The organism is Chryseomicrobium sp. FSL W7-1435, assembly GCF_038595005.1.
In the GTDB taxonomy this organism is placed as follows: Bacteria; Bacillota; Bacilli; order Bacillales_A; family Planococcaceae; genus Chryseomicrobium.
Map to the genome: position 1 here is coordinate 663,227 of NZ_CP151997.1, position 23,320 is coordinate 686,546.

Genomic DNA, 23,320 nt, shown 5'->3' on the forward strand with positions numbered 1-23,320 from the left:
TAATGCATTGTCTGAAAATACACACTACACTAATTTGTAAGCGTTTACGAAATGGGGGATCATCATGAACATCATCATTAGTCCAGACTCATTTAAAGGCACTTTACGAGCTCAAGAGGCTGCGCGAGCAATAGAAGAAGGCATTAGGCTAGCGAATCCCACGGCCACGTGCACCTTATTACCGATAGCCGATGGAGGGGAAGGAACATTAGATGTTCTAGTTGACCTGACAAAAGGTCATGTCCATGAAGTCATTGTCAGTGACCCTCTGGGGAGACCTATCACTGCCAGGTATGGCATTTTGGGGGACAAGCAAACTGCTGTTATTGAAATGGCTGAGGCTTCAGGAATTACTAGGGTGACACAGAATGAACGTGATCCATTGCGCTCTAGCACTTACGGTACGGGAGAATTAATTAAACATGCACTTGATCATGGCTGTCGTAAGTTTGTAATTGCTATTGGTGGAAGTGCAACTAATGATGGTGGGATTGGAACTCTCCAAGCTTTAGGGGTACGTTTTTATGATGAAAAGGGAACAGAGCTTGGCACCTATTTACCAGATTACCTACATCTTGCACGTATTGATTTGACTAGGATTGATCAACGTATTGCGTCCTGTGATTTTTCAATAGCCTGTGATGTCGATAATCCTCTTCTCGGAGAACGTGGAGCAACAGCTATATTTGGTCCGCAAAAAGGGGTGTTTAAAGAAGAGGCCACTATTCTTGAAGCGATACTTACTCGCTATGCAAGGGTAGTTGAACAAATGACGGGAGAAGCCACTCACTTGAGACCAGGAGCAGGGGCTGCGGGAGGTCTTGGAACGGCTCTTCTTGCGTTCTTTCCTGCTCACTTGGAACGAGGGATTGATAGCGTTTTGGACGCCATTCAATTTGACGCCTATCTGCAACAGGCCGACTGGGTGATTACAGGAGAAGGGAAGTCAGACGTACAGACGTTATCTGGAAAAGCGCCTCTTGGTATTGCACAACGCGCAGAGAAGGCAGGAGTGGATGTTGCCTTGCTGTCTGGCATGATTCCCACTGAGGAGCTTCTGTTGCTCGCTCCTCATTTTACACATCTGGAAGCCGTCGTGTCAGAAAATTGTTCGATTGAAGAAGCATTAGCGAAGCCGTACGAAGCGCTCGTTTCAGCGGCTGCGCGTTTAGGGAGAAAACTTTAAATTTAAGGGGGAAATCACATGTTATTTGCAATTATTTTACTAGGGGTCGTGTTAATAGTTTTTGCAACCGCTGTCTTGAAAGTCCATCCGTTCATTTCTTTGATTGTAGCTGCATTCTTTGTAGGTATAGCGGCAGGTTTACCACTTACTGAGGTTGTGAGATTTGTAAATGAAGGTTTTGGCGGGTTGATGACCAGTATTGGTCTTGTCATTGTGGCAGGAACAATTATTGGTGTCATTTTAGAGAAGTCTGGTGCAGCTTATCGTATGGCTGAGGTTGTCTTGCGTCTTATTGGAGAGAAGCGACCTCAACTTGCTATGTCATTGATTGGTTATATCGTATCCATTCCAGTTTTTTGTGACTCGGGGTATGTTATTTTATCAAGCTTGAAAAAGGCACTCGCAAAACGTGCCAAAGTAGCTGTGGCTTCGATGGCAATTGCACTTGCTACAGGACTTTTTGCAACGCACACATTAGTACCACCGACACCAGGTCCGATTGCAGCGGCTGGAAATATTGGTGCGGCGGACTATCTCGGTACGATTATTTTAGTTGGTTTGTTAATTTCCATTCCGGCAGTTCTCGTCGGGTATATTTGGGCAATCAAAATTGGTCCTAAGATTCAAGTGGAAGAAGACTTAGAAGCCTTGGATTATGATGAAATCATTTCGACGTTTGGCAAGATGCCATCTGCTTTCAAATCGTTCTTACCTCTAGTTGTTCCAATCGCATTGATAGCAATGGGATCGATTGCCACGGCTTTAGGGGGAGAGGGCGGAGTTACATCGTTCTTCCAATTCCTTGGAGCGCCGACAGTCGCACTATTCCTTGGTGTATTTGCCGCACTACCTCTATTGCCTTCCTATGATAACGAAACACTTACCGGATGGGTTGGAGACGGCTTAAAAGAAGCCGCACCTATTCTTTTAATCACTGGAGCAGGTGGCGCATTCGGAACGGTTATTCGGAACACAGGAGTTGCCGATCAATTGCAGGCAATGGACTTGTCTGCTTTTGGTACGGGTGCTTTGTTCCTAATTGTTCCTTTCTTGATTGCAGCAGCTCTTAAAACAGCACAAGGGTCTTCTACTACAGCTCTAGTCATTACATCTACACTTGTAGCACCTCTTGTTGTAGAGCTGGGTATCACTGGAGGCGTACCGCTTGCGCTAGTGGTAATGGCAATTGGAGCTGGTGCGATGACAGTGAGTCACGTTAATGACAGCTTCTTCTGGGTAGTGACAGAATTCAGTGGAATGAAAGTGACAGATGCGTATAAAGCGATGACGATGTCTACGTTACTGATGGGGATCACCACAATCGTTGTGACTATGGTAGCTTGGGTGATATTTGTTTAAGACAATACGATTTAATTAAAGAGGTTGGACAAAAATTAATCAGCAAGTTCTCTAGAGTAAATTTCAGAGAACTTGCTGATTTATTTGTGTATGTTGAGTTCCGTTCCGGGGCTGCGTTCCGTTGGCGCGCTGTGAGCCTCCTCGTCGCAGGCTCCTGCGGGGTCTCACATTCCGACTTTTGATCCCACTGGAGTCAACCCCTCCACTCCACTCAACTTTCTAACTAGTGAGCACTATTACTCTATTTTTTTCCAGCCTTTTTTGTGCTAATCGTTTGATTAGGCTACGGAAACATCCGGTTTCTTTTTGTGGCGTGAATAAAACCAAAACATGGCGAAGAATACAAGACTACTGGAGAGTCGCAGACCTGCATTAATATGCATAGCTTCGACAATTCCGAAAAGTTCCAAGAACAAAATACCAATCTGAGGTGCAATAAACGCCATTAACGATAACAAAACATTGTAAGTCGTGATGCAATAGGTACGCTTGTCGACCGGACTATGCTCTAGCAACATATTGAACATGACTAAGATCACACCGGACAAGAAGAAGCCAGACGTCGTCTGAACCAAGAACAGTAAGTAGAAATTTGTCGTAAGCACTGTGAAGAATGGGGCGGACGCCATTCCGATTGCCAGGACGATAAAGACTAACGTATTGGAATATTTCTCGGACCACTTTTTCCAAAGCGGATACGTGAAGAATTGCATCAACATATTACCTGCAGAGAACATGCTGAACCAAAAAATTGTGGCTTCTGCAATACGCACGTGATAGATATTGAACAAGCCCCACGCCATCTGCCAAGTGAAATTAAAGAACAGGGCAGCGACTAAAAACCAACGATAGCCTTGATCTTTGAATATCGACCAATCCATAAGTTTTGGCTTACTCTCGGAAACAATCGGTTCATTTTCTTTATGGCGAAGAACTAAAAATCCTTCCAATAGACCAAAGCAGAGAGCTACTGCAAATAGCACTTGATACGACAGGACACTATCCGTCGCGTCTCGCAACACAATACCTACAAAAAGTGTGGTGAAAAGTCCAACAATCGTCAGCATTCGATTTCGGTCACTAAAGAATTGTGCCCGTCGATGCTCATCCACTAACCCACTGATTAGAGTTTGCCAGCCAATCGTTGCAAGGGCTGTTGGGACATGCATCATTCCAATGATGACGAGAAATGCCCAAGCTTGCCATTCAGAAGGAAGATACACGACAAAGACAATTGCTATAAAAAATAGCCTAGCCGTAATAATCGCTGTTCCGACAATACGTTTATGGGTCGAGCTCTTATTCAGTAAAATGGCTGCTGGAATTGTCATTAAGAGGGCGATTAACGGTGGCAAAGAACTAAGAAGGCCTACTTGATAATTGCTTGCACCGAGTATGGTAATCATAAAAAGCGGAAAAAAGGTATTGGTGATATTGACGGCCATGGTGGAAGCCATACCGTTGTAAATACTGATCCGTTCATTGTACGGGCGGTCCATTTTTAACATAAGTGTTCTCCATCCATCATTCGATACCTGAATTATACTCCGGAAACCGAAATTTACAAGAGTCTTCAGAAAGATTTTTCGATTGACGAAGAAAAAGACATCCAACTCAGGATGTCTTTTGTCGTTCTATAGTAATAATGGGTAGTATACAGAGTGCCCCGAGTCCAATCACTCCAGCTGCTCCGATTAATGCCACAGAGTAACTGCCGGTCTGTTCGGCTAAAGAAGAAGCCAAGATAGGACCGATCATCTGTCCAAGTGCATAAGTAACAGTAAGAACAGACAAAATTCGAGCACTTGCATGAGGGAACTTTTCCCTAGCATACGAGGCGACCAGGACTGTCACACCCATAAATGTGGCTCCGAATAGGAGCGCACTTAAATAAAAGCTTGCCGGGCTCTCAGAAAGAGCAGGTAACAACACACCAGTTGCTTGAATGACAAGCAGTACGAAAAAGGACTTCATCCAGCCGAACCGACTTCCGACGAAAGCCCAAACCATAGTCGAAGGAACTGCAGCCAACCCGACAAGCGCCCAGACATCTGTTCCGCTTCCTGCAAACACACTAGAATCTTCCGCAATTGCCACGATAAACGTACCGGTAATAATATAACCAAGCCCCTCAAGTCCATAAGCGATCAGTAACCAAATCAACCACGGTTCAAATCGTTTCTTTTCCGTTGATTTTAAAACCACAGGATCTGTAGGGGTTGCATCCTCTTTGACGACAGCCAACACGTAAATGGCAAGTATAAGAGCAATAAACCCTAGGCCTATCCATGCACCATCGCTTGAAAAATGAGCAATGAGGGGAGCAACAACTAAACCTGATACAAAAATGCCAAGTCCTACGCCTGCATACATCACACCAGACAATCCGATGCGACCGATGGAAGCAAGCCGGTCTAGAACAATACTACTTGTGAGGACGAATACAAAAGCACTTGTTATCCCAGAGATAAATCGAAAGACCATCCAAAAAGCAGGGGAATCGACCAGACCCATTGCGAAAGTCAATGCTATACTGATGGCCAAACTTATCGTAAGCAATTTTGTGCGAAAGCGTTGTATCGGTAAAATACTTCCTGCAATTGCTCCAACCAAATATCCCGCATAATTTGCCGAAGCTAATGTCCCTGCGAAAACAGTTGTAAATCCCTTTTCTACCTGCATAAATGGTAAGATAGGTGTATAAGCAAAGCGGCCAATACTCATGGCGATGAAGAGGGCAAAAACACCGCCAATGACCAGATAGAGTGGATGCTTCATGATGTTCACCTCGGTTCATTCATTTCACTATATCTTAGTATACGTGAAACATTCGCTTTGCGAAATAGTCGTTGAAAGGGCGGGATTCATCATGGCTTATGAACAAAAAACAAAACCAACGGATGAAAGTGTCATTGCGTTCATTGAAGAAATTGAAAAGCCCTCCAAAAAAGAGGATGCTTACCGATTACTCGATATTTTCCATGAAGAGACAGGTCTTGAACCAATCCTTTGGGGGCCGAGTATAATAGGGTACGGCTCCTATCATTTTCGATACGCAACTGGACATGAAGGCGACGCGCCACTAGTGGGATTCTCACCGCGTAAAGCCGCTTTGAGTCTTTACATTGCCCCCAGTGAAGAAGAACGGGAGAAGTACCTTTCTCGTTTAGGGAAGCATAAATCAGGAAAAGCCTGTATCTATGTGAATAAGCTTCAAGATATAGACGAGAGTGTTTTACGTGAAATGATTCGTAGATCAGTTGAAGTGACGAGAGCGAGGTATCCGGAATGAAATGGGATTGTTCTATTGATATAAATGCACCGATTGAGATTGTGTGGGACCTATTTGACGAACGGCATCCAAAACGGATCATGCCAAAAGTTGACAGCAATGAATGGATTGTACAAAATGAACCTCTCACGGGCTCATCCTATAAACAAACTTACCGTGAGGGAAAGCGAACAGAGACTTATTTAGTGACCATCACCGAGTTTAAAGATGAACCTGAAGAAAAAACAAAATCTATTCAGTTTGTTCTTGCCAATCTTTTTGAAACGAATTTAACATTTGAAATGCAAAAGCTAGCGGATTCGCGTACACAATTTCGTTATGTTGGTTCCAATGAAGGCATTAACTTGATGGCGAAGACCATGTTAAAGTTAGGGAAGAAGCAAGAAAACGGTGGTCCAGTCGTGGCAGAATTTATGGACCGAGTAAAACAAGAAGCAGAAAAAGATGCGAAAGGAAGTGAATAACCATGAAATATTTACAAGCTCAAATGAGTCAATTAGTAAAATCAGATCGCGAACTTCAACAAAAATTAAAACAGTTGATGAAAGAGCACGATTTAGGAAAAGCGCATGCTCTAAAAGCACTTTACCATGCTGAGGTAGCAGACAGCGGGAAACATATGGAGGCTTATAAAGAGTTAGACGGTCTTCATTCGAATTAATCCTAGCCAATAGGGGGTCTTCCTGATGAATGTATCGATTCGTTGGCTTTATAAAACACCGAAAAATCAAGAAACACGTTTTGAGTCGGGGGAAATGCCACTCGAAAGAGCACTGATGTTCATTGAAGATATGGAACGAACAGGTCGTGTGAAACAAGTGGATATTATTGATGCACGCGGGACATTTTGGACTGTGAAAGAAGCTAAGCGCTTTTTAAAAGAAGTCGAAGTAGAGCCTCACAACATACGCCTGTATTTTGATGGAGGCTACAAGCGAGAAACGGCTGAAGCAGGCTTAGGCTGTGTGATTTATTATGAGCAGAATGGAAAATCCTATCGCTTGCGACAAAATGCATTCGTTGAAGGATTTACATCGAATAATGAAGCAGAGTTTGCGGCATTGCATTTGGCTTTACAGGAACTTGAATTCCTCGGAGCAAAGGGTGTACCGGTCGAAATTCGAGGCGATTCTCAAGTCGTTTTGCAGCACATGATTGAAGACTGGGAAATCATGGACCCGACGCTCGCTTCTTGGGGACGCCGAGTTGACCAAAAGTTGGAGAAAATGAAGCTGCAGCCGGAATACCATCAGATACCACGACATAAAAACAATGAAGCCAACCGTTTGGCAACGCAGGCACTCAAGGGAATCCCTGTCGCGGCTGAAATAGAAATGGTGCAGTAACTAGTTAGATGTGGAAAACGCCACTCTAGAAACTCCGAGGAAATCGAACGGGCCCGTGAAGGCGTTCTTAGCCTTTACGGGTGCGGTTGATTCCGCAGTGTGTTTCTGGCGTTTGCAACTCGATTACGTTAGATGTGGAAAACGCCACCAATTGAAAATCAGTACCCTCTCTTGATAATACTCTTGAGAAGGTACTGATTTATTTTTTTATGCCTATTTTTCATAATGCCGATCAACCGCTTGCTTTGCTTCTAAAAGAGAGAAGCCGTGCTCTTCTCGAACCCGTTTGACCGCCTCGACCATCTTGCCTTGTTGCAACAACACGTCTAACTCCTGCTCGAATTCCGGAGAAAATGAGCTAGGTGTTGGGCTTGCTGCTTTTTCAAGACGACGAATCCGTGCGCGTAAACTGCGAACTTCCGCATTTAAATAAAAAGTGAAGCCGATTAAGGCAATAAGAAATAAGGTTTGAAAGTCCATATCATTCACTCTCCTCTTGTCTGTTTTTACGTATGAAGAGGTGAATAGTTCCTTATTTTCGAGAATTCGCTGGAACAGTAAAGAAGGTCACTACAGCAAACAAGAAGAACGCAATCAACACAATCGTTCCACCGACAATAAACAATACGAGAATAACGGTGTCATTCAAATTGAAGGGGTTTAGATTGTACATCCACATACCTGCTGTTAGTCCTATGGCACCAATCATTCCAGTAACACTTTGGATGACTACAAGCTTTTTGTATTTAATTTCAAACACTTGGTAGAAGATGCCCCATGCAAAAACGGACAACCAACCGACAAGTAAAATGTGGGCGTGAATCGGACGAAGGGAATAGTCCATAACACCGGCCATGTGAGAACCTAAATAAGTACCGATAAAACCAAAGATTGCTGAAAACTGGATAAGGCGAATACTCCATTTCTTTTCCATAAAAAAACCTCCTATAAGACTAGTCTCTACATTTAAGTCTATCATTTGTGATACTCTTTTAACTATGAAGAGATGAACGATAAGTGACAAATGTATAGGGGTGGAAACGATGAAAAAATGGGGATTTGGCGTTGTGGCGATGAGCAGTCTGTTACTCGTCGGCTGTACGGATGAAGTGACGCCACAAGAACGTTTAGAAGCTTACATAGCAGCGTGGGATGAAGGAGATTACGAAACACTTTATACAGAGTTTTTATCTGAAGAGACGAAACAGCAATTTGATGAAGCCGCATTTATTGAACGCCAAGTGGCTTTAGATGAAGCTTTAGAGATTACGGACCGAGAAATTACATTTACAGCCCCGCCTGAAGATACAGGGTGGGAATCGACAGAACCAGCAAGTTTCCCTGTACAAATCCAAGTCGAGACAAGTGCTGGCCCGGTTGAATGGGAACAAGAGATGACGTGGCAACCTGTTGAGAATGAGGAACTGACATGGATGGCGGAGTGGGACACAAGTTTCATCTTGCCAGGGTTAGAGGTGGAAGACCAAGTACGTGTGACAACGCAGAACTTCGCGCGCGGCGAAATCTATGACCGCAACGGCAACGCGCTTGCTATCAACGGTACGGGATTTGAAGTCGGGCTTGTTCCAGGCAAGTTTACAGACGACTCGCTAAAGTCACGACTTGCAGAGCTTTTAGGAATTTCCGTCGACTACATTGATCAGCAGCTCGGGCAAAGTTGGGTAACAGACGATGTTTTTGTGCCACTAGACAAACTTTCACAAGTAGATGAAGGGCGGGCAGCTTTACTCGAGATTCCAGGGGTGTTACTCCAAGAGACAGCGATGCGCGAATATCCTTACGGAGCTGCGGCGTCTCATCTTGTCGGCTACATCGGCCCTATCACAGCCGAACAATTGGCAGAGCGTGAAGAAGAGGGATACACCGAGTTTGACCAAATTGGTCGCCAGGGGCTTGAACGCTTTTTAGAGGAACGCTTGCGCGGAGAGAACGGCAAACGTATTTTTATCGATAAAGCAACGGAAGGCGCAGAAGATGTGACGCTTGCAGAAATTGCACCTGTAGACGGTGAACGCATTGATTTAACTCTTGATGCAGAATTGCAACGAATCACGTATGACGCAATGGATGGGGAACCGGGAACAGCTGCGACAGTAGATCCTAAAACGGGAGAAGTACTGACACTGCTAAGTTCTCCAGGATTTGAACCCTCTGAGTTTATGCTCGGTATGACGCAGAGCCGTTATCAAGAGTTGAGCGAAGATCCTTTAAAGCCACTGTTTAACCGATTTGCTGCTTCGTACGCACCTGGTTCGACCTTGAAGCCGGTTACAGCGGCGATTGGCATGGAAGCAGGCACGCTTGACCCGAATGAAGGTATTGTCATTGAAGGAGCTACATGGCAAAAAGATGCGTCTTGGGGCGATTACCGCGTGACGCGTCTTCATCCGGAAGCACCGAATCCCATTGACCTTGAAAAGTCCCTTGTTTATTCCGACAATATTTACTACGCACAGCAAGCGCTTGCGATGGGGCGTGAGACATTTATTGCTGGTCTTGAGGCGTTTGGATTTGGCGAAGATATCCCATTCTTCTTGAACCTTCAAGCTTCTCAAGTGTCAAATGAAGGGACAATCTCCTCAGAAGGTCAGCTAGCCGATACATCCTTTGGTCAAGGGCAGATGCTAGCGAATATTTTGCATCTCGCATCCACTTATCAACCATTTTTGACTGACGGTACGATGTGGCAACCAACACTTCTTTTAGAAGAGGAAGATCAAATCGTGTGGAAGGAAGGGCTCGCCTCACCGGAAACCGTTGTGGAGTTACAAGCCGGAATGCGCAGCATGGTAGTCGATGGATTTGCGCAAGCTGTCAACATTCCAGGTATTCCAGTATCTGGGAAGACAGGAACTGCTGAATTGAAAGCAAGCCTGGATGCAGAAGGGCAGGAAAACGGATTCTTTGTAAGCTATCCTGTTGAGACGGAAGCCTTTATTTTCGCAATGATGATTGAAGACGTAGAAGACAATGGAGGCAGTGGGTATGTCGCTGAGAAAGTAGCGACTGTCTACAAACTTCTGTACGAATAATGCTATAATAAAGTGCTATGTAGTTTAGGAATAAAGGAGATTTCACCATGACAGCACTAGATTCAACTGCACCGATTTCTCGCGGCAAATTGATGTGGCAAATGACGCGTCCCCATACATTGACCGCAACATTTGTACCGGTCATTTTAGGGACCGTGATGGCGCTTTTTGAGACGTCTATTCACTGGGGGCTGTTCATCGCGATGATGGCAGCAGGATTGTGTTTGCAGATTGCTACAAATTTATTTAATGAATACTACGATTTTAAAAAAGGACTCGATACGGCAGATTCAGTCGGCATTGGCGGAGGGATCGTTCGTCACGGCTTGAAACCGAGCATGGTTCTTTCAGTGGCTTTGATCTTATATGTAATTGCAGGCTTCATTGGAATTTATATCGCAGCGTCAACCAGCTTCTGGTTAATTGCAATCGGTGTCGTAGGGATGGCGGTTGGCTATTTCTATACTGGTGGTCCTCTTCCAATTGCCTACACACCGCTAGGCGAACTGTTTGCTGGCGTGTTCATGGGTATCGGATTTATCTTGATTGCTTATTATCTACAGACCCTAGAAGTCACGATGTGGGCGTTCTTGTTGTCGTTCCCATTTGGAATTTTAGTCGGGGCTATCAATATGTCAAACAACATTCGCGATATTCAAGAAGATACGATTGGTGGACGCAAGACGTTGCCTATATTATTAGGGCGTGAACGTGCGATAACTGGTCTTGCAGTTGCATTTGTCGTGTCCTATGTCTGGATCATTGCGCTAGTAGTGTTGCAGATTGTTACTCCATGGGCATTACTTGTACTCCTAGCAGTGCCAAAGTCCATCAAAGCGATTAAGAGTTTCCGTTTAGGGAAAACGAAACCAGCGATGATGGGTCCCGCGATGAAATCGACCGCACTTACGAATACGTTCGTCGGAATTTTACTGACAATTGGATTGTTTATCGACTGGCTTTTATAAGAAATTTTCTCGGCATTTCGAATCATGAAATGCCGAGTGTTTTTTGTTGTAAAAAGAACAAGTGTTCGTTTATAATGAGAGAAAGGAGGTCGGTAAAGATGCGGGAGCAATTTGTAAAAGCTATGAAATACAACCAGTTGGTAGATGTCGTGTATATGGACAAGGCGGGAAAATTAACGAAGAGACGAATCAGAGTAGTGAAGTTGAACGGTGAAAAGATGTGGGTCTGGGATACTGCCAAGCAAGCAAAACGAACATTTTTAGTGCACCATGTGCTCGCGTGTCAACCGGTCCTTCCAAAAGAGCGATTAGTTTTATAAAAAAGCATTTTTTGACAGCTCGTCTATGGTACACTAGGAAAAATCTTTTTAGTGGATAGACGTTAGGGGATGCGGGAATGAAACTTGTATTACTATTTGGACCTCAAGCTGTAGGGAAGATGACAGTTGGTCAAGAACTTGCCAAGATAACGGAGTTAAAGCTATTTCACAACCATATGACAATTGATTTGGTCTCGCATTTCTTTGATTACGGTACCAAGCGAGGGCAAGACCTTGTGAACTCGTTCAGGCACCAAATTTTTGAAGAAGTAGCGAAAAGTGATTTGGAGGGACTCATCTTTACGTTTGTTTGGCGATTTGATAAAGAGTTGGATTGGAATTACGTCAAAAATGTTGTGGGAATCTTTGAAGCACAAGGCGCTGACATCTATTATGTAGAATTGGAAGCGGATTTTGAGGAGCGTCTTGCACGCAATGTGACACCGAATCGTCTCGAACATAAACCATTCAAAAGAAATCTCGAATGGTCTCGAAATGATGTCATTACAACAGCCGAGAAGTTTCGATTGAATTCATTGCCTGGTGAACTATCGTTTTTGAATTATCTTCGACTGGACACGATGAATAAGAGTGCAGAAGCAACTGCGCACGAAATTAAAAAGTGTTTTCAATTTTAAGGGAACGGGTAGGCGAAGGCATACTCGTCTTTTTGTCGTATGAATCGATTTGGATTTGTGAGAAAGGGAAATAATGAATGTAGGAGGTGTCAGGTGATGAGCTTTGGCGTTAGTTTATTCTGCATGATCGGTTTTGTTCTTATTCATTTACTAGCACGTCATTTAAAATTCTTGCGAAAACAACCACGCAGTCATTTTCTCTCAATAGCAGGAGGTATCTCCGTCGCTTATGTATTTCTTCATTTACTTCCGGAACTTGCGGACTTTCAAGAAAGTTTAAAAGGGGAAGGGTTCCTAGATTTTATTGAACATCATATTTATTTACTTGCTTTGTTTGGGCTCGTTCTCTTTTATGGCTTAGAAAAATACGTGAAAGCATCTCATAAGGATAAACAAGGAAATTCTTCGTTAAGCCATAGTCCTGGAGTATTCTGGGTACATATTGGTATTTTCACGCTTTATAATTTTAGCATAGGTTATTTACTTGTTCGGGAGGAATTTACAGAATCGCTCGGGCCGCTGGCATTTTTTGTGGCGCTTGGCGTTCACTTTATTACAATTGATATCAGTCTAGATGAACAACATGACCGCGATTATGCACGGTACGGAAGATGGATACTAGCAGCTGCCATTGCTGTCGGTTGGGCAGCCGCTTCATTCACCGACCTGCATCCATTTTTATTGTCTTACCTAGTCGCTTTGTTGGCAGGTGGAATTATGTTAAATGTTATGAAAGAGGAGTTACCAGAAGAGAGTGAGAGTAGTTTTCGAGCCTTTTTTGCAGGAGCTGTGATCTACAGTTTACTTCTGATTTTCATATAAAAAAAAGAGCCCCTAGACATCGGTCTAATAGGACTCTTTCATGTGAAAGCCGTGTTCCGACAGCTTTCACGTGGGTTTGGCACCCAATGGGCCGTACTGGGATCGAACCAGTGACCTCAACGTTGTCGACGTTGCATTCTCCCGCTGAACTAACGGCCCGGAATGATGTAGTTTACCCCATTTAAAAGAGGTAATCTCCTGCTTAAATTAGCAAGGGGTTTTTTACTGACAATGGTTATTATATACCTCTTTTAGGCGGGAGTGCAAGCACTATTTTTCCTTACTGTTAAGAGTGTATACTCCTAGTAAATGAAATGGAGGAGGATTCGATGACTATACAACCCTCATCTACACCAATCCCAGAGACGATTCCTAAGCCTGCACTTCGAGCTCTTGATGCAAATGGAATCCATTCTCTAGAAGCTGTCAGCCTTCTTACAAAACGAGAATTACTAACTTATCATGGCATCGGACCTAAAGCGATTCGTATTTTAGAGGCCGCTATGAAGGAATATGGCCTTTCATTTGTAGACTAGAGTGCCAGATGATTTCTTAATTTGAGTCATTCCAGGTCAGCCTCTTTACCTCCAATGATTTGTTTTATCATGACTCAAAATCGGGTAAACAAAGACCACAATCCTTAAAGAAAAGAGGAGACTAAATGACACTTAAAGAATATGAAAAACAATTGCAGGAACTGTTCATAGACTGTGAAAAAAACTGTGAGAATAATGGGAAGGTCGCGTCTTACATACCCGCACTTGAACGCGTTGATTCGGAGATGTTTGCCGTGAGTATTATGGACACGACAGGCCGTTCCATTTCAACGGGTGACGTCGATTTCAAATTTACCATGCAAAGTATTTCCAAAGTCGTTATCTTTCTTTATGCGCTTGAGAACTTTGGGGAAGAAGCCGTGTTTGAGCGTATTACCCTAGACCCGACTGGGGACCCTTTCAACACTATAATGGGGATCCAAAGCACGACAGAGGGGAATGTCCATAACCCGATGATTAATTCGGGTGCCATCGTTTTGAGTGCTATGATTGTAGAAAAAGACGGGCCTGAAGCTCTTCAAAATATGTTGGAGTTTACGCGTACATTGACGGGAGATAATGGAATCTACGTTGATGTTGAAGTGTTCGATTCGGAGAAATCAACTGCGTTGCGCAACAAAGCCATCGCCTATTTCTTACAAGCTTCCGGCTCTATTCATGATACCGAAGATTCGCTCGACCTCTATTTTCAAATGTGCTCGATTGCTGTGACGGTCGAAGATATTGCGCGAATGGGCGCACTGCTTGCCAATAAGGGAGTAGATCCTTTTTCTGGGCAACGAATTCTTCAAGATACCAATGTGAAGACAGCCAACGCTTACATGCTGCTAAGTGGGATGTATGATGCTTCGTCGCGTTTTACTATTAAAGTTGGATTCCCAGCTAAAAGTGGGGTTTCGGGAAGTATTCTAGCTGTCGTAAGCGATCGCATGGGCATTGGGATTTTATCTCCGCCACTCGATTCACGGGGAAACAGCGTAAAAGGAATTCAACTTTTGAAAAAGCTATCAGAGCAATGGGATTTGTCTGTATTTTAAGAACGCTAAGACCTTTCAGAGAAATTGAAAGGTCTTTTTTTATGGGAAAATAAACTCATACTTCAATTGATAGAAATAATTAGTTTATTTTTAATATTGAAATAATTAAGTACTTATATTATTATGAGGGGGATAATAAACTAGGGGTAGGGAGGGGTTTTTAAATATGAATGCAATTGCACTCGCTTCGATTGGCCTTTTTGTTTTTATTTTAGGGTACCGTTTTTATTCTAAATTTTTAGCTGAAAAAATCTTCAAACTAGATCCAGACTATGTCACACCCGCACATCGATTTGAAGATGGGGTTGATTTTGTACCGACTAACAAGTGGGTACTATGGGGTCACCACTTTACTTCTGTAGCAGGGGCTGCGCCGATTTTAGGACCAGCAATTGCGGTTTATTGGGGTTGGCTACCCGCATTTTTATGGGTAGTACTCGGAACTGTCTTTGCGGCTGGATTCCATGACTTCGGAACACTTGTATTATCGGTTCGAAACAAAGGACAATCGGTTGGTACACTTGCTCACCGATTGATCGGTCAGCGGGGAAAAATCTTATTCTTATTTATTATCTTAATTCTTGTCTTAATGGTAAATGCAGTGTTTGCTTGGGTTATTGCCAACTTGTTTATTTCATTCCCAGCAGCCGTTCTGCCAGTTATGATTCAGATTCCTTTGGCTATCTGGATCGGGTATTCTGTTTATAAAAAGCAGGGGAAAATGCTTATTCCTTCGCTAATTGCTTTAGTTATTATGTATGGAACTGCCGTTTTAGCGAGCAGTGTGGAGTGGATGCAAATTGATTTAGTCCGCTACATGGGTGGTGAAGAGGGAACTGGCCTGTTTGGGTTAGGGGCAATCTCTACAGCATTCTTTATCTGGATTGTATTCTTAATGGTCTATGTTTATATAGCTTCCACACTTCCGGTATGGCAACTATTGCAACCTCGTGACTTTATTAATTCTCACCAATTAGTTGTCGGTTTATTCATCCTGTATATGGGACTTCTTTTCACTCGACCTGAAATTACGGCACCAATGACCAATGAGACGAATGATGTCTCATGGTTACCGCTACTTTTCATCACGATTGCCTGTGGTGCAATTTCTGGATTCCACGGTCTTGTTTCGTCAGGAACATCTTCAAAACAGTTGTATAAAGAAACAGATGCACGTTTTGTAGGGTATGCGGGTGCTGTTGGCGAAGGGGTACTTGCCCTCGTATCCATCATAGCAGTCATTACATTCTTCCCTACGGCTGACGCGTTTCGTGAGAGCTATTCAAGCTTTGCGGCAGCAAGTGGAGGAGGCCTTGGCAACTTTGTTCAAGGGGCCGCACAACTGGCAGAAGGATTATTCATTCCTGCCAATATCGCAACGACGATTGTCTCCATTATTGTTATCAGCTTTGCGGCAACGACGCTAGATACTTCGGTTCGTCTCATGCGCTATATCATTGCTGAGCTTGGGCAAGAGTACAACTTGCCGGTCTTGACTAAAACACATGTTGCCACAACTATAGCTGTTGTTTCTTCTGCTGCACTAGTGTTAATTCCGGAAGGTCCAAATGGATTTGGGTCAGGTGGCTATCTATTATGGCCGCTATTTGGGACATCCAATCAGTTACTAGCCGGTATTTCGTTATTGCTGTTAACGATTTGGCTGAAGTGGCTTGGACGTAACTACTGGGTTGCCTTGATTCCAATGATCTTCCTTGTATTCATGACAATGTACGCTATGGCGCAACAAGTATTCTTCCAGTGGGCGATGTGGGGTAGCAATCCAAACGGACTGTTGTTTGTGTTCGGTGCTATCATCTTTGGATTTACACTTTGGATCTTGCTTACAGCTGTATCAGCCTTACGAAAAGGGATCGACCCGGACTATAATTTTGACGAATAATTAAAGAGGCTGCTGCTGGCAGCCTTTTTTCTTGAAAGGGGATCATCTGAATGTCATTGCTTGAAAAAATGAAGGCGCTCGTTGCGTTTTATGAAGAAGTCTTATCGATGCCGCACCGTTCAGAAATTGCGCGCGAGCTACGGGATCAAGATGATATGTTTTTATTCATGTTGTATTCGGAGATGCTTGGCATACCTAACCCCGCCTACTATTATACGCTTGAGTTATATCCTTACATGATGGAACAATTTCACGATTGGCATTTAAGGATGGGCATGGATAAATCTCCTATGACGGGATTTCGTTGCTGTTAAAGAAGAGGAGGGGATAGCATGGAAACGCAACAAATCGTTTTTGTTGGAGGTAAAGGGGGCGTTGGAAAATCAACTTCAGCCGCAGCCATTGCCTGGAAGTTTGCCGCACAAGGCAAGCGTACTCTACTCGTCTCTACAGACCCTGCACATAATGTAGGTGACATTTTCGATACCGAAATAGGGGGAGAAGGCAAAGAGGTTGCACCTAATTTGGTTGCGCTCGAGATCGATCCAGAGACTGAAACAACGAAATATATCGATCAAGTGAAGCAAAATGTGAAGGGCACGGTCAACCCGACGATGATGCAAGAAGTGTATCGGCAACTGGACACAGCAAAAGCCTCTCCGGGTGCAGATGAAGCAGCCATGTTTGATAAAATTGTTTCGATTGTGTTAGATGAACGCACGAACTACGAGAAAATCGTTTTTGACACCGCACCAACAGGACATACGATTCGCCTTTTGACGCTGCCGGAACTGATGGGCGTGTGGATTGAAGGGTTGCTTCAGAAACGGGAAAAGACAAATGAAAATTACGCGCAACTTTTGAATGATGGTAAACCTCGAGAGGATCCAATTTATGATGTGTTGAGAGAACGTCAACGCCGATTTAAAGCGGTCCGAGATATTCTACTTGATGAAAAGATGACAGGCTATATTTTTGTTCTAAATCCGGAGAGGTTACCTATTCTAGAGACACAAAAGGCTGTAGATTTACTTCACAATTACGGCATTCATGTGCGCACGTTAATCGTAAACAAGGTGTTGCCAGAAGAGGTTGAAGGTGCGTTTATGCGTGAACGAAAAGAAGCAGAAGTTCCTTATTTAGCTACTATTGAAAAACGGTTTGCAAAACAAAAACGTATCCACATCCCGTTCTTTGCCCGTGATATTTCCACGAAAGAACAGTTTGAGAGATACGCTGCCTATTTATAAAATTAAGCTGTACGTTCTATTCCAAGGAACTCCAGTACAAAATCTAGATAAAGAAGACGTTGTTCCACATTAGGTGCATGTCCCGATTGATTGAATTCAGCAAACGTTGCATGAGGAATGAGACGAGCTGTCTCCCGTCCTTCTTCAGATGGATTCAATTGATCGTGGTCACCACTGATGACCAGAGTCTTTGCAGAAATAGAAGATAACTGATTTGTGAAATCAAATCCCATCAACGCTGAATTGGCAGCTTCAATTTGTTCGGCTGTCATGGCCTCCGCTTTTTTTGCCGCGCCTTTACTCCATTGTCCAACTGCCTGCAAGTCATGATACATATATTTTGACGCTTTTAATAGTTTGGCATTATGAGACAAACCTTGTAACTCCTCTTCATGTGCATCGAACAATGCTTGCATGGATGATGTGGTCCCGGCAGATTTAGTGGCAACTAACACTAACCTATTTACACGATCCCCTAAACGAATCGCTAAGCCTTGTGCTACATAACTACCCATTGAGACACCTATAATATGCAGTGATGGAATTTCAAGTTCTTCAATAAGAGCGTAACAATCTTCAATAATATCCTCCAACGTGTAGCTTGAAGGGCGTTCGGAATCCCCATGTCCGCGTAAATCTGGGACGATTACGCGTAAGTATTTCTTTAGCACTTTTGTTTCTTCATCAAACATATGACGATTCCCTGTTAAGCCATGGAGAAGAAGTACAGGGGTGCCGGAACCTTTTTCAGTAAAGGTCAATTGAATGTCGTTAATTGTTGCTGTAAACATAGAAGTGCCTCCTTCCCTTTAGTAATCTTATGCCCATTTTGTTGTATGTTAAACGTTTTAAACAGTACAGGTAGGGAAAACTAATACAGATATAAATCTGAAGGAGGAATACGAATGAATATTCATGAACGTCAACAAGATGGGCAACCACCTCAGACACAAAAAAATCAACCTGGTGTAGAGTCGAAGATGGATCCGGCACCGGTACATCCAGTGGATTATAAAGGTGCAGATAAATTAAAAGGGAAAGTCGCGCTAATTACCGGGGGAGATAGCGGGATTGGAAAAGCGGTAGCCATTGCTTTTGCAGCTGAAGGAGCCAATTTGGTCATTAATTATCTAGACGAAGATGAAGATGCCAATGAGACAAAGCAGCTAGTAGAAGAGCGCGGTGGGAAAGTGCTGCTTGTTAAAGGAGACGTCTCTCAAGAAAACTTTTGTAAAGAATTGATAGATAAGACTGTAGAAGAGTTCGGTGGTCTGGATATCTTAGTGAACAATGCTGCTAAGCAGTTTCCTCAGAAGTCTCTTGAAGACATTTCAGCGGAACAGTGGGATATTACGTATAAAACCAATATCTATCCAGTGTTCTATTTGTCCAAATTCGCTTTACCTCATTTGAAACAAGGGAGTTCAATCATTACTACAACTTCTGTGACGACTTATCTGGGTAACGAAGAATTAATCGATTATGCTTCGACTAAAGGAGCAATTGTCGGATTTACACGCAGTTTAGCTCAAAACGTTGCCTCAAAAGGAATTCGTGTCAATATGGTTGCACCAGGGCCGATTTGGACACCATTAATTCCAGCAACTTTTGACAAAGAACATGTCAAAGAGTTTGGTGTCGATACGCCACTTGGTCGTCCAGGCCAGCCTCGTGATCTAGTTGGGGCATATGTCCTTCTTGCTTCAGAGGATGGTGCATATATGACAGGTCAGTGTATACATGTAAACGGCGGCATGTGGATGTCTTCTTAAAGAGTAGCCTCGGCTGCTCTTTTTTCTTTGTGCTAAACCGTGTACAATAGGACATGGAAAATTAACAGAGAGAAGGCAATACATCATATGATCCTACAACAAACGCACCAACAAACACCTACCCAAGATGATTGGGAAGCGTATCTTGATATCCGACAACATGGTGGTTTGACACTTTCAAGCATTGAGTTAACCACAACTTATTTGTGCAATATGCGCTGCGAACATTGTGCTGTAGGAGATATTCTGGCACTCAAGGACCCAAACCCTATTGCGATGGAGAAAATCTTTGCTAAATTGGATGACATCCCTCATTTACGTACACTTAGTCTCACAGGTGGAGAGCCTTTGTTTTCGAAAAAATCACTCGACCAAGTGATTCTTCCGCTCCTGAAATATGCTAAATCTCGTGATGTGCGCACGCAAATCAACTCGAATCTGACGATGCCGTTTGAACGTTATGAAGCAATCGCTCCTTACCTTGATGTCCTTCATATCTCGCATAATTGGGGGACACTTGAAGATTTCATGGAAGGCGGGTTTACCAATATGCAGACTCCACCGCCTAAGGCTATTCGTAGAAGGCAGTTCGATAAGATGATTGAGAACAGTAGGCGTTTATCTGAATTAGGCGTATTTATTTCGGCTGAGACTATGCTCAACAAAAGGACCCTTCCTTATATAGAAGAAATTCATCGACAAGTTGTAAATGAAATGAAGTGTAGTCGTCATGAAATTCACCCTATGTACCCAGTGAGCTTTGCTTCCAATTTAGATGTGCTATCTCTTGAAGAGACAAGAGACGCCATTCACCGATTGCTCGATGTAAGAGACTCGGACAGTTGGATGTTATTTGGCACACTGCCTTTCTATTCGTGCAACGCTTCTATAGAAGATCAACAGTTGCTCGCAAGACTACGCGTACAGAAAAATGTAACAGTACGAAATGATCCAGATGGTCGCTCACGATTGAATGTAAACATCTTTACGGGAGATGTCGCTGTGACGGATTTTGGAGAAGCTGCTAAAGTAGGTAATCTATTAGAAAATTCGTTGCCTGATATTTATAAAAGATGGGTAACGACTGAATCCGCGAGTTCAATGAATTGTCATTGTCCAGCTGTATCATGTTTAGGTCCGAACCTTCTTGTGAAAGAAGCCTATTATCCAACAGTAGATTTTACAACTCGAACTGCTAAAATTTGATACAGACCCTGTACATAGTTTACGTAACTATTTGTGCAGGGTCTTATTTTTTGTATACCCTTTGTCAATACTTAGTCTAAATATGATATATTTATGATTTATATAGTAAAATATATTTAATTTTATCAATTTCAATAATTTTAGTAGACTTTTCACTTGTACAATCTCTGTATATGAGTTATAACTAAGTTGTACAAAAGGTGTACAAACATTAAACAAGCAGAGGAGAGAAGAAGATGAAAAAAATCTTGGTATCACTTGCAGTCGTCTTATCCATGGTATTTTCACTAGGAGCAACTGCTTTCGCTGACGATCATGAAGGCGCAAAAGTAAGAGTTGTCCATGCATCCCCAGATGCTCCAAATGTTGATGTTTATGTAAACGGTGAATTGACATTAGAAGATGTTCCATTTAAAGCAGACTCAGGCTACTTAGATGTACCTGCTGGAACACATAGTGTGGAAGTATTTGCTGCTGGTAGTGAATACATGGAAGGCGAAGCGGTTTTACAACAGGACTTAACAGTTGAAGCTGGTAAAGCGTACACAGTTGCTGCAGCTAACTTAGTAGCATCTCTTGAGTTCGTTGTAGCTGAAGATTCTATGGAAGTATCAGAAGGTATGACAAAAATTCGTGTTGGACACTTATCACCAGATGCACCTACTGTTGATGTGGGTCTAATCGGTGGAGACGCAGTATTTTCTGGCGCTACGTTCCCTGGAATCACAGATTACATGGAATTAGAAGCGGGTACCTATGATCTTGAGATTCGTACTCCAGATGGTACACAAGTTCTTCCTTTAGAAGGAACTGAACTAGCTGCTGACACAGTATACAGTGTATTCGCGATCAACACTGCTGACTCTCTAGAAGTACTTGCTCTAGTAGACTACCAAGGTGCTGGTTCTCCTGAAGAAATGCCAGCGACAGGTCTTGGAACTCCTGAGCAAAACACGATGATGTACCTATTAGTTGCTGGTGGATTAGTACTAGCAATGGGTGGAGCGTTTGCTTACCGTCGTAGTTTTCAAAACTAGTTTCTTCCTTCTCGCGCTGCTCCTCTTTGCAGGCTGTGCGCCTGTTGATGAGGTAGCAGTGAAAACAGAGAATGTTGGATTTGATGTGGACGTTCCGAGTACGTCTGTAGAGCCAGTCGTTCAATCGATTGCTCCACCCACTGAAAATCCTATCAATGCTGCCTTATCAAAAGGGATTTCTCCAAAGACCTTGCGAATTCCTGCTATCGATGTGGAAGCACCTGTTCAACATCTTGGTACGAATAATTTAGGGGAAATGGCCGTTCCTGATGAAATTGATGAGGTTAGTTGGTTCGAACCTGGATACAATCCAGGACAAAACGGTCGTGCTGTCATTGCAGGACACGTAGATGGACTAGAAGGTCCGGCCATCTTTTGGGATTTAGCAGAATTACAGCCAGGCGATGTCATTGAAGTCGCAGGAGAAAACGATGACCTTACATTTGAGATTTATAAGCTAGAGTCTATACCCCTTGCCCTAGCGGATGTTTCTGAAGTGTTCGGGTATACCTCTTCACCTGAACTCGTGCTGATCACATGCTCCGGTACCTACAACCGAGAGTGGGGAACACGCGAAGAACGATTGGTCGTCTATGCCAAACTTATTAATTAGTCTAGAAAAGGCAGTGTCTCATAAGGCATTGCCTTTTTGCATTGTGCAAAAAACTAGTTATTCCGCTATACTAGAACAATGTGAACTTGAAAAAGGAGCGGTATAGGAAATGGAATGGAAGAATATTTTACGTGGTTTTGCTATGGGTGTGGCAGATCTAATTCCTGGAGTAAGTGGCGGGACGATTGCTGTCATATTAGGTATCTATGACCGGTTAATTGCATCAATCAGTGGGTTTTTCAGTCGTGAATGGAAGCGTCATGCGTTATTTTTAATTCCTCTTGGCATAGGTATGGTCGTGACGATTTTGTCGTTGAGTCGTGTCATAGATTTTCTACTTGAGAATTATTATGCACCTACCCAATTTTTCTTTTTAGGACTTATAATTGGAATCATTCCAATGTTGTTTAAAGAATTAGATTCACGAGCGGGTTTTAAATCCTCGTATTGGGTTGCGATTGCAATCGGAACTGTACTAGTGGCGAGTATGGCATTCATTCGACCAGCTGAAGCTGAATTAATCACAAACTTGTCACCTGCCACGACGGCGCTGCTGTTCTTCTCAGGTTGGTTAGCCAGTATGGCGATGTTATTACCGGGTATTAGTGGCTCATTCATCCTTTTATTGATTGGTGTGTATCCAACAGCAATTCGAGCATTGTCTGATTTGAACATTCCCTTGATTTTGATTATTGGAGCAGGGGTCGGAGTAGGGTTTATTGTAAGTAGTAAGATTATTCGTTATCTGCTTGCTCACAAACCAGGCATTACATTTGCCGTCATCATTGGACTTGTCCTTGGTTCATTGGCTGTCGTCTTCCCAGGGCTTCCTGAGAACGGCGTACAGTGGGGATTAAGTATATTGACGTTTGCAGCTGGATGGATTGTTGTGCATTTACTCAATCGCATTTCAGCCTAATGAAAAAGCATGTGTGCCTCGAAGGCATTCATGCTTTTTTGT

At 43.2% G+C, this 23,320-nt stretch carries 26 protein-coding genes and 1 tRNA gene; 21 read left to right on the forward strand and 6 right to left on the reverse strand.

Annotation, left to right across the window (positions count from 1 at the left end; genetic code table 11):
- Positions 1-64 precede the first annotated feature (64 nt).
- Both MKY84_RS03640 and MKY84_RS03645 read left to right on the forward strand, forming a co-directional pair.
- Complete coding sequence (locus MKY84_RS03640) at positions 65-1,186, forward strand: glycerate kinase (RefSeq protein ID WP_342527818.1); 1,122 nt, start codon at positions 65-67, stop codon at positions 1,184-1,186.
- Positions 1,187-1,204: 18 nt separating this feature from the next.
- Positions 1,205-2,545 (forward strand): GntP family permease, encoded by a 1,341-nt coding sequence (locus tag MKY84_RS03645; RefSeq protein ID WP_342527819.1) that lies wholly within the window; start codon positions 1,205-1,207, stop codon positions 2,543-2,545.
- A gap of 278 nt (positions 2,546-2,823) precedes the next feature.
- Here the strand turns inward: MKY84_RS03645 and MKY84_RS03650 are convergent, their stop codons facing one another.
- Positions 2,824-4,053: an MFS transporter gene (locus tag MKY84_RS03650; RefSeq protein WP_342527820.1), complete on the reverse strand. Its 1,230-nt coding sequence runs from the start codon at positions 4,051-4,053 to the stop codon at positions 2,824-2,826.
- Between the two features lie 106 nt (positions 4,054-4,159).
- A complete protein-coding gene (locus MKY84_RS03655) occupies positions 4,160-5,323 on the reverse strand; it encodes a YbfB/YjiJ family MFS transporter (protein ID WP_342527821.1) in 1,164 nt (387 codons plus the stop codon).
- Positions 5,324-5,414: 91 nt separating this feature from the next.
- On the opposite strand from MKY84_RS03655, the gene MKY84_RS03660 reads away from it, so the two are divergent.
- From MKY84_RS03660 to MKY84_RS03675, 4 genes are read left to right on the forward strand one after another with little or no spacing between them, the layout of a single operon-like run.
- Positions 5,415-5,837 carry a DUF1801 domain-containing protein gene (locus MKY84_RS03660; protein WP_342527822.1) on the forward strand — a complete coding sequence of 141 codons (423 nt, stop codon included), beginning with the start codon at positions 5,415-5,417 and terminating at the stop codon, positions 5,835-5,837.
- A complete protein-coding gene (locus tag MKY84_RS03665; RefSeq protein ID WP_342527823.1) occupies positions 5,834-6,301 on the forward strand; it encodes an SRPBCC family protein in 468 nt (155 codons plus the stop codon). The genes MKY84_RS03660 and MKY84_RS03665 overlap by 4 nt, the downstream gene beginning before the upstream one ends.
- 2 nt (positions 6,302-6,303) lie before the next feature.
- Positions 6,304-6,498: a hypothetical protein gene (locus MKY84_RS03670; protein WP_342527824.1), complete on the forward strand. Its 195-nt coding sequence runs from the start codon at positions 6,304-6,306 to the stop codon at positions 6,496-6,498.
- A gap of 25 nt (positions 6,499-6,523) precedes the next feature.
- Positions 6,524-7,183 carry an RNase H family protein gene (locus MKY84_RS03675; RefSeq protein ID WP_342527825.1) on the forward strand — a complete coding sequence of 220 codons (660 nt, stop codon included), beginning with the start codon at positions 6,524-6,526 and terminating at the stop codon, positions 7,181-7,183.
- 213 nt (positions 7,184-7,396) lie between these two features.
- Here MKY84_RS03675 and MKY84_RS03680 read toward each other — a convergent pair whose 3' ends face one another.
- Together MKY84_RS03680 and MKY84_RS03685 are read right to left on the reverse strand one after the other, a co-directional pair.
- A complete protein-coding gene (locus tag MKY84_RS03680; protein WP_342527826.1) occupies positions 7,397-7,663 on the reverse strand; it encodes a hypothetical protein in 267 nt (88 codons plus the stop codon).
- A 52-nt stretch (positions 7,664-7,715) separates the two neighbouring features.
- Complete coding sequence (locus MKY84_RS03685; RefSeq protein ID WP_342527828.1) at positions 7,716-8,117, reverse strand: hypothetical protein; 402 nt, start codon at positions 8,115-8,117, stop codon at positions 7,716-7,718.
- A 109-nt stretch (positions 8,118-8,226) separates the two neighbouring features.
- Here MKY84_RS03685 and MKY84_RS03690 point away from each other — a divergent pair, with 109 nt between their 5' ends.
- The 5 genes from MKY84_RS03690 (at position 8,227) to MKY84_RS03710 (ending at position 12,984) form a co-directional block, all read left to right on the forward strand.
- Positions 8,227-10,236, forward strand: a complete 2,010-nt coding sequence (locus MKY84_RS03690) for a penicillin-binding transpeptidase domain-containing protein (RefSeq protein ID WP_342527830.1) — start codon at positions 8,227-8,229, stop codon at positions 10,234-10,236.
- Positions 10,237-10,283: 47 nt separating this feature from the next.
- Entirely contained in the window at positions 10,284-11,204 is a 921-nt protein-coding gene (locus tag MKY84_RS03695; RefSeq protein ID WP_342527831.1) for a 1,4-dihydroxy-2-naphthoate polyprenyltransferase, read from the forward strand.
- 98 nt (positions 11,205-11,302) lie between these two features.
- On the forward strand, positions 11,303-11,524 hold the full coding sequence (locus MKY84_RS03700; RefSeq protein WP_342527832.1) for a transcriptional regulator: 222 nt from the start codon (positions 11,303-11,305) through the stop codon (positions 11,522-11,524).
- Between the two features lie 77 nt (positions 11,525-11,601).
- A complete protein-coding gene (locus MKY84_RS03705) occupies positions 11,602-12,162 on the forward strand; it encodes an AAA family ATPase (RefSeq protein WP_342527833.1) in 561 nt (186 codons plus the stop codon).
- Positions 12,163-12,258: 96 nt separating this feature from the next.
- Positions 12,259-12,984, forward strand: coding sequence for a hypothetical protein (locus tag MKY84_RS03710; protein WP_342527834.1), 726 nt, complete (start codon positions 12,259-12,261; stop codon positions 12,982-12,984).
- A gap of 87 nt (positions 12,985-13,071) precedes the next feature.
- On the opposite strand, the gene MKY84_RS03715 is transcribed toward MKY84_RS03710, so the two are convergent.
- Positions 13,072-13,143 (reverse strand) — tRNA-Val (locus MKY84_RS03715).
- 170 nt (positions 13,144-13,313) lie between these two features.
- Between MKY84_RS03715 and MKY84_RS03720 the strand changes: the two genes are divergently transcribed.
- From MKY84_RS03720 to MKY84_RS03740, 5 genes are all read left to right on the forward strand, one after another.
- Positions 13,314-13,520, forward strand: coding sequence for a hypothetical protein (locus tag MKY84_RS03720; protein ID WP_342527835.1), 207 nt, complete (start codon positions 13,314-13,316; stop codon positions 13,518-13,520).
- A 125-nt stretch (positions 13,521-13,645) separates the two neighbouring features.
- Entirely contained in the window at positions 13,646-14,578 is a 933-nt protein-coding gene (gene glsA / locus MKY84_RS03725) for a glutaminase A (protein WP_342527837.1), read from the forward strand.
- Between the two features lie 166 nt (positions 14,579-14,744).
- Entirely contained in the window at positions 14,745-16,481 is a 1,737-nt protein-coding gene (locus MKY84_RS03730; RefSeq protein WP_342527838.1) for a carbon starvation protein A, read from the forward strand.
- A 50-nt stretch (positions 16,482-16,531) separates the two neighbouring features.
- Positions 16,532-16,795, forward strand: a complete 264-nt coding sequence (locus MKY84_RS03735; protein ID WP_342527839.1) for a cory-CC-star protein — start codon at positions 16,532-16,534, stop codon at positions 16,793-16,795.
- A gap of 18 nt (positions 16,796-16,813) precedes the next feature.
- Positions 16,814-17,731 (forward strand): ArsA family ATPase, encoded by a 918-nt coding sequence (locus MKY84_RS03740; protein WP_342527841.1) that lies wholly within the window; start codon positions 16,814-16,816, stop codon positions 17,729-17,731.
- Positions 17,732-17,733: 2 nt separating this feature from the next.
- Here MKY84_RS03740 and MKY84_RS03745 read toward each other — a convergent pair whose 3' ends face one another.
- The gene (locus MKY84_RS03745) at positions 17,734-18,522 is read right to left on the reverse strand and encodes an alpha/beta hydrolase (protein ID WP_342527842.1); all 789 of its coding nucleotides are present in this window, start codon (positions 18,520-18,522) and stop codon (positions 17,734-17,736) included.
- A gap of 114 nt (positions 18,523-18,636) precedes the next feature.
- Here MKY84_RS03745 and MKY84_RS03750 point away from each other — a divergent pair, with 114 nt between their 5' ends.
- The 5 genes from MKY84_RS03750 (at position 18,637) to MKY84_RS03770 (ending at position 23,278) form a co-directional block, all read left to right on the forward strand.
- Positions 18,637-19,503, forward strand: a complete 867-nt coding sequence (locus tag MKY84_RS03750) for an SDR family oxidoreductase (RefSeq protein WP_342527844.1) — start codon at positions 18,637-18,639, stop codon at positions 19,501-19,503.
- 87 nt (positions 19,504-19,590) lie between these two features.
- Positions 19,591-20,709: a radical SAM/CxCxxxxC motif protein YfkAB gene (gene yfkAB, locus MKY84_RS03755; protein ID WP_342527846.1), complete on the forward strand. Its 1,119-nt coding sequence runs from the start codon at positions 19,591-19,593 to the stop codon at positions 20,707-20,709.
- Positions 20,710-20,945: 236 nt separating this feature from the next.
- Positions 20,946-21,746 (forward strand): DUF4397 domain-containing protein, encoded by an 801-nt coding sequence (locus MKY84_RS03760; protein WP_342527847.1) that lies wholly within the window; start codon positions 20,946-20,948, stop codon positions 21,744-21,746.
- 58 nt (positions 21,747-21,804) lie between these two features.
- Positions 21,805-22,359 (forward strand): class F sortase, encoded by a 555-nt coding sequence (locus MKY84_RS03765; RefSeq protein ID WP_342527848.1) that lies wholly within the window; start codon positions 21,805-21,807, stop codon positions 22,357-22,359.
- Positions 22,360-22,468: 109 nt separating this feature from the next.
- A complete protein-coding gene (locus tag MKY84_RS03770; protein WP_342527849.1) occupies positions 22,469-23,278 on the forward strand; it encodes a DUF368 domain-containing protein in 810 nt (269 codons plus the stop codon).
- Positions 23,279-23,320 lie beyond the last annotated feature (42 nt).

What these genes read in the sequence shown, in the direction of transcription:
- MKY84_RS03640 (WP_342527818.1), top strand. Translation starts at nt 65, where the DNA reads ATGAACATCATCATTAGTCCAGACTCATTTAAAGGCACTTTACGAGCT.
- MKY84_RS03645 (WP_342527819.1), top strand. Translation starts at nt 1,205, where the DNA reads ATGTTATTTGCAATTATTTTACTAGGGGTCGTGTTAATAGTTTTTGCA.
- MKY84_RS03650 (WP_342527820.1), bottom strand. Translation starts at nt 4,053, where the DNA reads ATGTTAAAAATGGACCGCCCGTACAATGAACGGATCAGTATTTACAAC.
- MKY84_RS03655 (WP_342527821.1), bottom strand. Translation starts at nt 5,323, where the DNA reads ATGAAGCATCCACTCTATCTGGTCATTGGCGGTGTTTTTGCCCTCTTC.
- MKY84_RS03660 (WP_342527822.1), top strand. Translation starts at nt 5,415, where the DNA reads ATGGCTTATGAACAAAAAACAAAACCAACGGATGAAAGTGTCATTGCG.
- MKY84_RS03665 (WP_342527823.1), top strand. Translation starts at nt 5,834, where the DNA reads ATGAAATGGGATTGTTCTATTGATATAAATGCACCGATTGAGATTGTG.
- MKY84_RS03670 (WP_342527824.1), top strand. Translation starts at nt 6,304, where the DNA reads ATGAAATATTTACAAGCTCAAATGAGTCAATTAGTAAAATCAGATCGC.
- MKY84_RS03675 (WP_342527825.1), top strand. Translation starts at nt 6,524, where the DNA reads ATGAATGTATCGATTCGTTGGCTTTATAAAACACCGAAAAATCAAGAA.
- MKY84_RS03680 (WP_342527826.1), bottom strand. Translation starts at nt 7,663, where the DNA reads ATGGACTTTCAAACCTTATTTCTTATTGCCTTAATCGGCTTCACTTTT.
- MKY84_RS03685 (WP_342527828.1), bottom strand. Translation starts at nt 8,117, where the DNA reads ATGGAAAAGAAATGGAGTATTCGCCTTATCCAGTTTTCAGCAATCTTT.
- MKY84_RS03690 (WP_342527830.1), top strand. Translation starts at nt 8,227, where the DNA reads ATGAAAAAATGGGGATTTGGCGTTGTGGCGATGAGCAGTCTGTTACTC.
- MKY84_RS03695 (WP_342527831.1), top strand. Translation starts at nt 10,284, where the DNA reads ATGACAGCACTAGATTCAACTGCACCGATTTCTCGCGGCAAATTGATG.
- MKY84_RS03700 (WP_342527832.1), top strand. Translation starts at nt 11,303, where the DNA reads ATGCGGGAGCAATTTGTAAAAGCTATGAAATACAACCAGTTGGTAGAT.
- MKY84_RS03705 (WP_342527833.1), top strand. Translation starts at nt 11,602, where the DNA reads ATGAAACTTGTATTACTATTTGGACCTCAAGCTGTAGGGAAGATGACA.
- MKY84_RS03710 (WP_342527834.1), top strand. Translation starts at nt 12,259, where the DNA reads ATGAGCTTTGGCGTTAGTTTATTCTGCATGATCGGTTTTGTTCTTATT.
- MKY84_RS03720 (WP_342527835.1), top strand. Translation starts at nt 13,314, where the DNA reads ATGACTATACAACCCTCATCTACACCAATCCCAGAGACGATTCCTAAG.
- glsA (WP_342527837.1), top strand. Translation starts at nt 13,646, where the DNA reads ATGACACTTAAAGAATATGAAAAACAATTGCAGGAACTGTTCATAGAC.
- MKY84_RS03730 (WP_342527838.1), top strand. Translation starts at nt 14,745, where the DNA reads ATGAATGCAATTGCACTCGCTTCGATTGGCCTTTTTGTTTTTATTTTA.
- MKY84_RS03735 (WP_342527839.1), top strand. Translation starts at nt 16,532, where the DNA reads ATGTCATTGCTTGAAAAAATGAAGGCGCTCGTTGCGTTTTATGAAGAA.
- MKY84_RS03740 (WP_342527841.1), top strand. Translation starts at nt 16,814, where the DNA reads ATGGAAACGCAACAAATCGTTTTTGTTGGAGGTAAAGGGGGCGTTGGA.
- MKY84_RS03745 (WP_342527842.1), bottom strand. Translation starts at nt 18,522, where the DNA reads ATGTTTACAGCAACAATTAACGACATTCAATTGACCTTTACTGAAAAA.
- MKY84_RS03750 (WP_342527844.1), top strand. Translation starts at nt 18,637, where the DNA reads ATGAATATTCATGAACGTCAACAAGATGGGCAACCACCTCAGACACAA.
- yfkAB (WP_342527846.1), top strand. Translation starts at nt 19,591, where the DNA reads ATGATCCTACAACAAACGCACCAACAAACACCTACCCAAGATGATTGG.
- MKY84_RS03760 (WP_342527847.1), top strand. Translation starts at nt 20,946, where the DNA reads ATGAAAAAAATCTTGGTATCACTTGCAGTCGTCTTATCCATGGTATTT.
- MKY84_RS03770 (WP_342527849.1), top strand. Translation starts at nt 22,469, where the DNA reads ATGGAATGGAAGAATATTTTACGTGGTTTTGCTATGGGTGTGGCAGAT.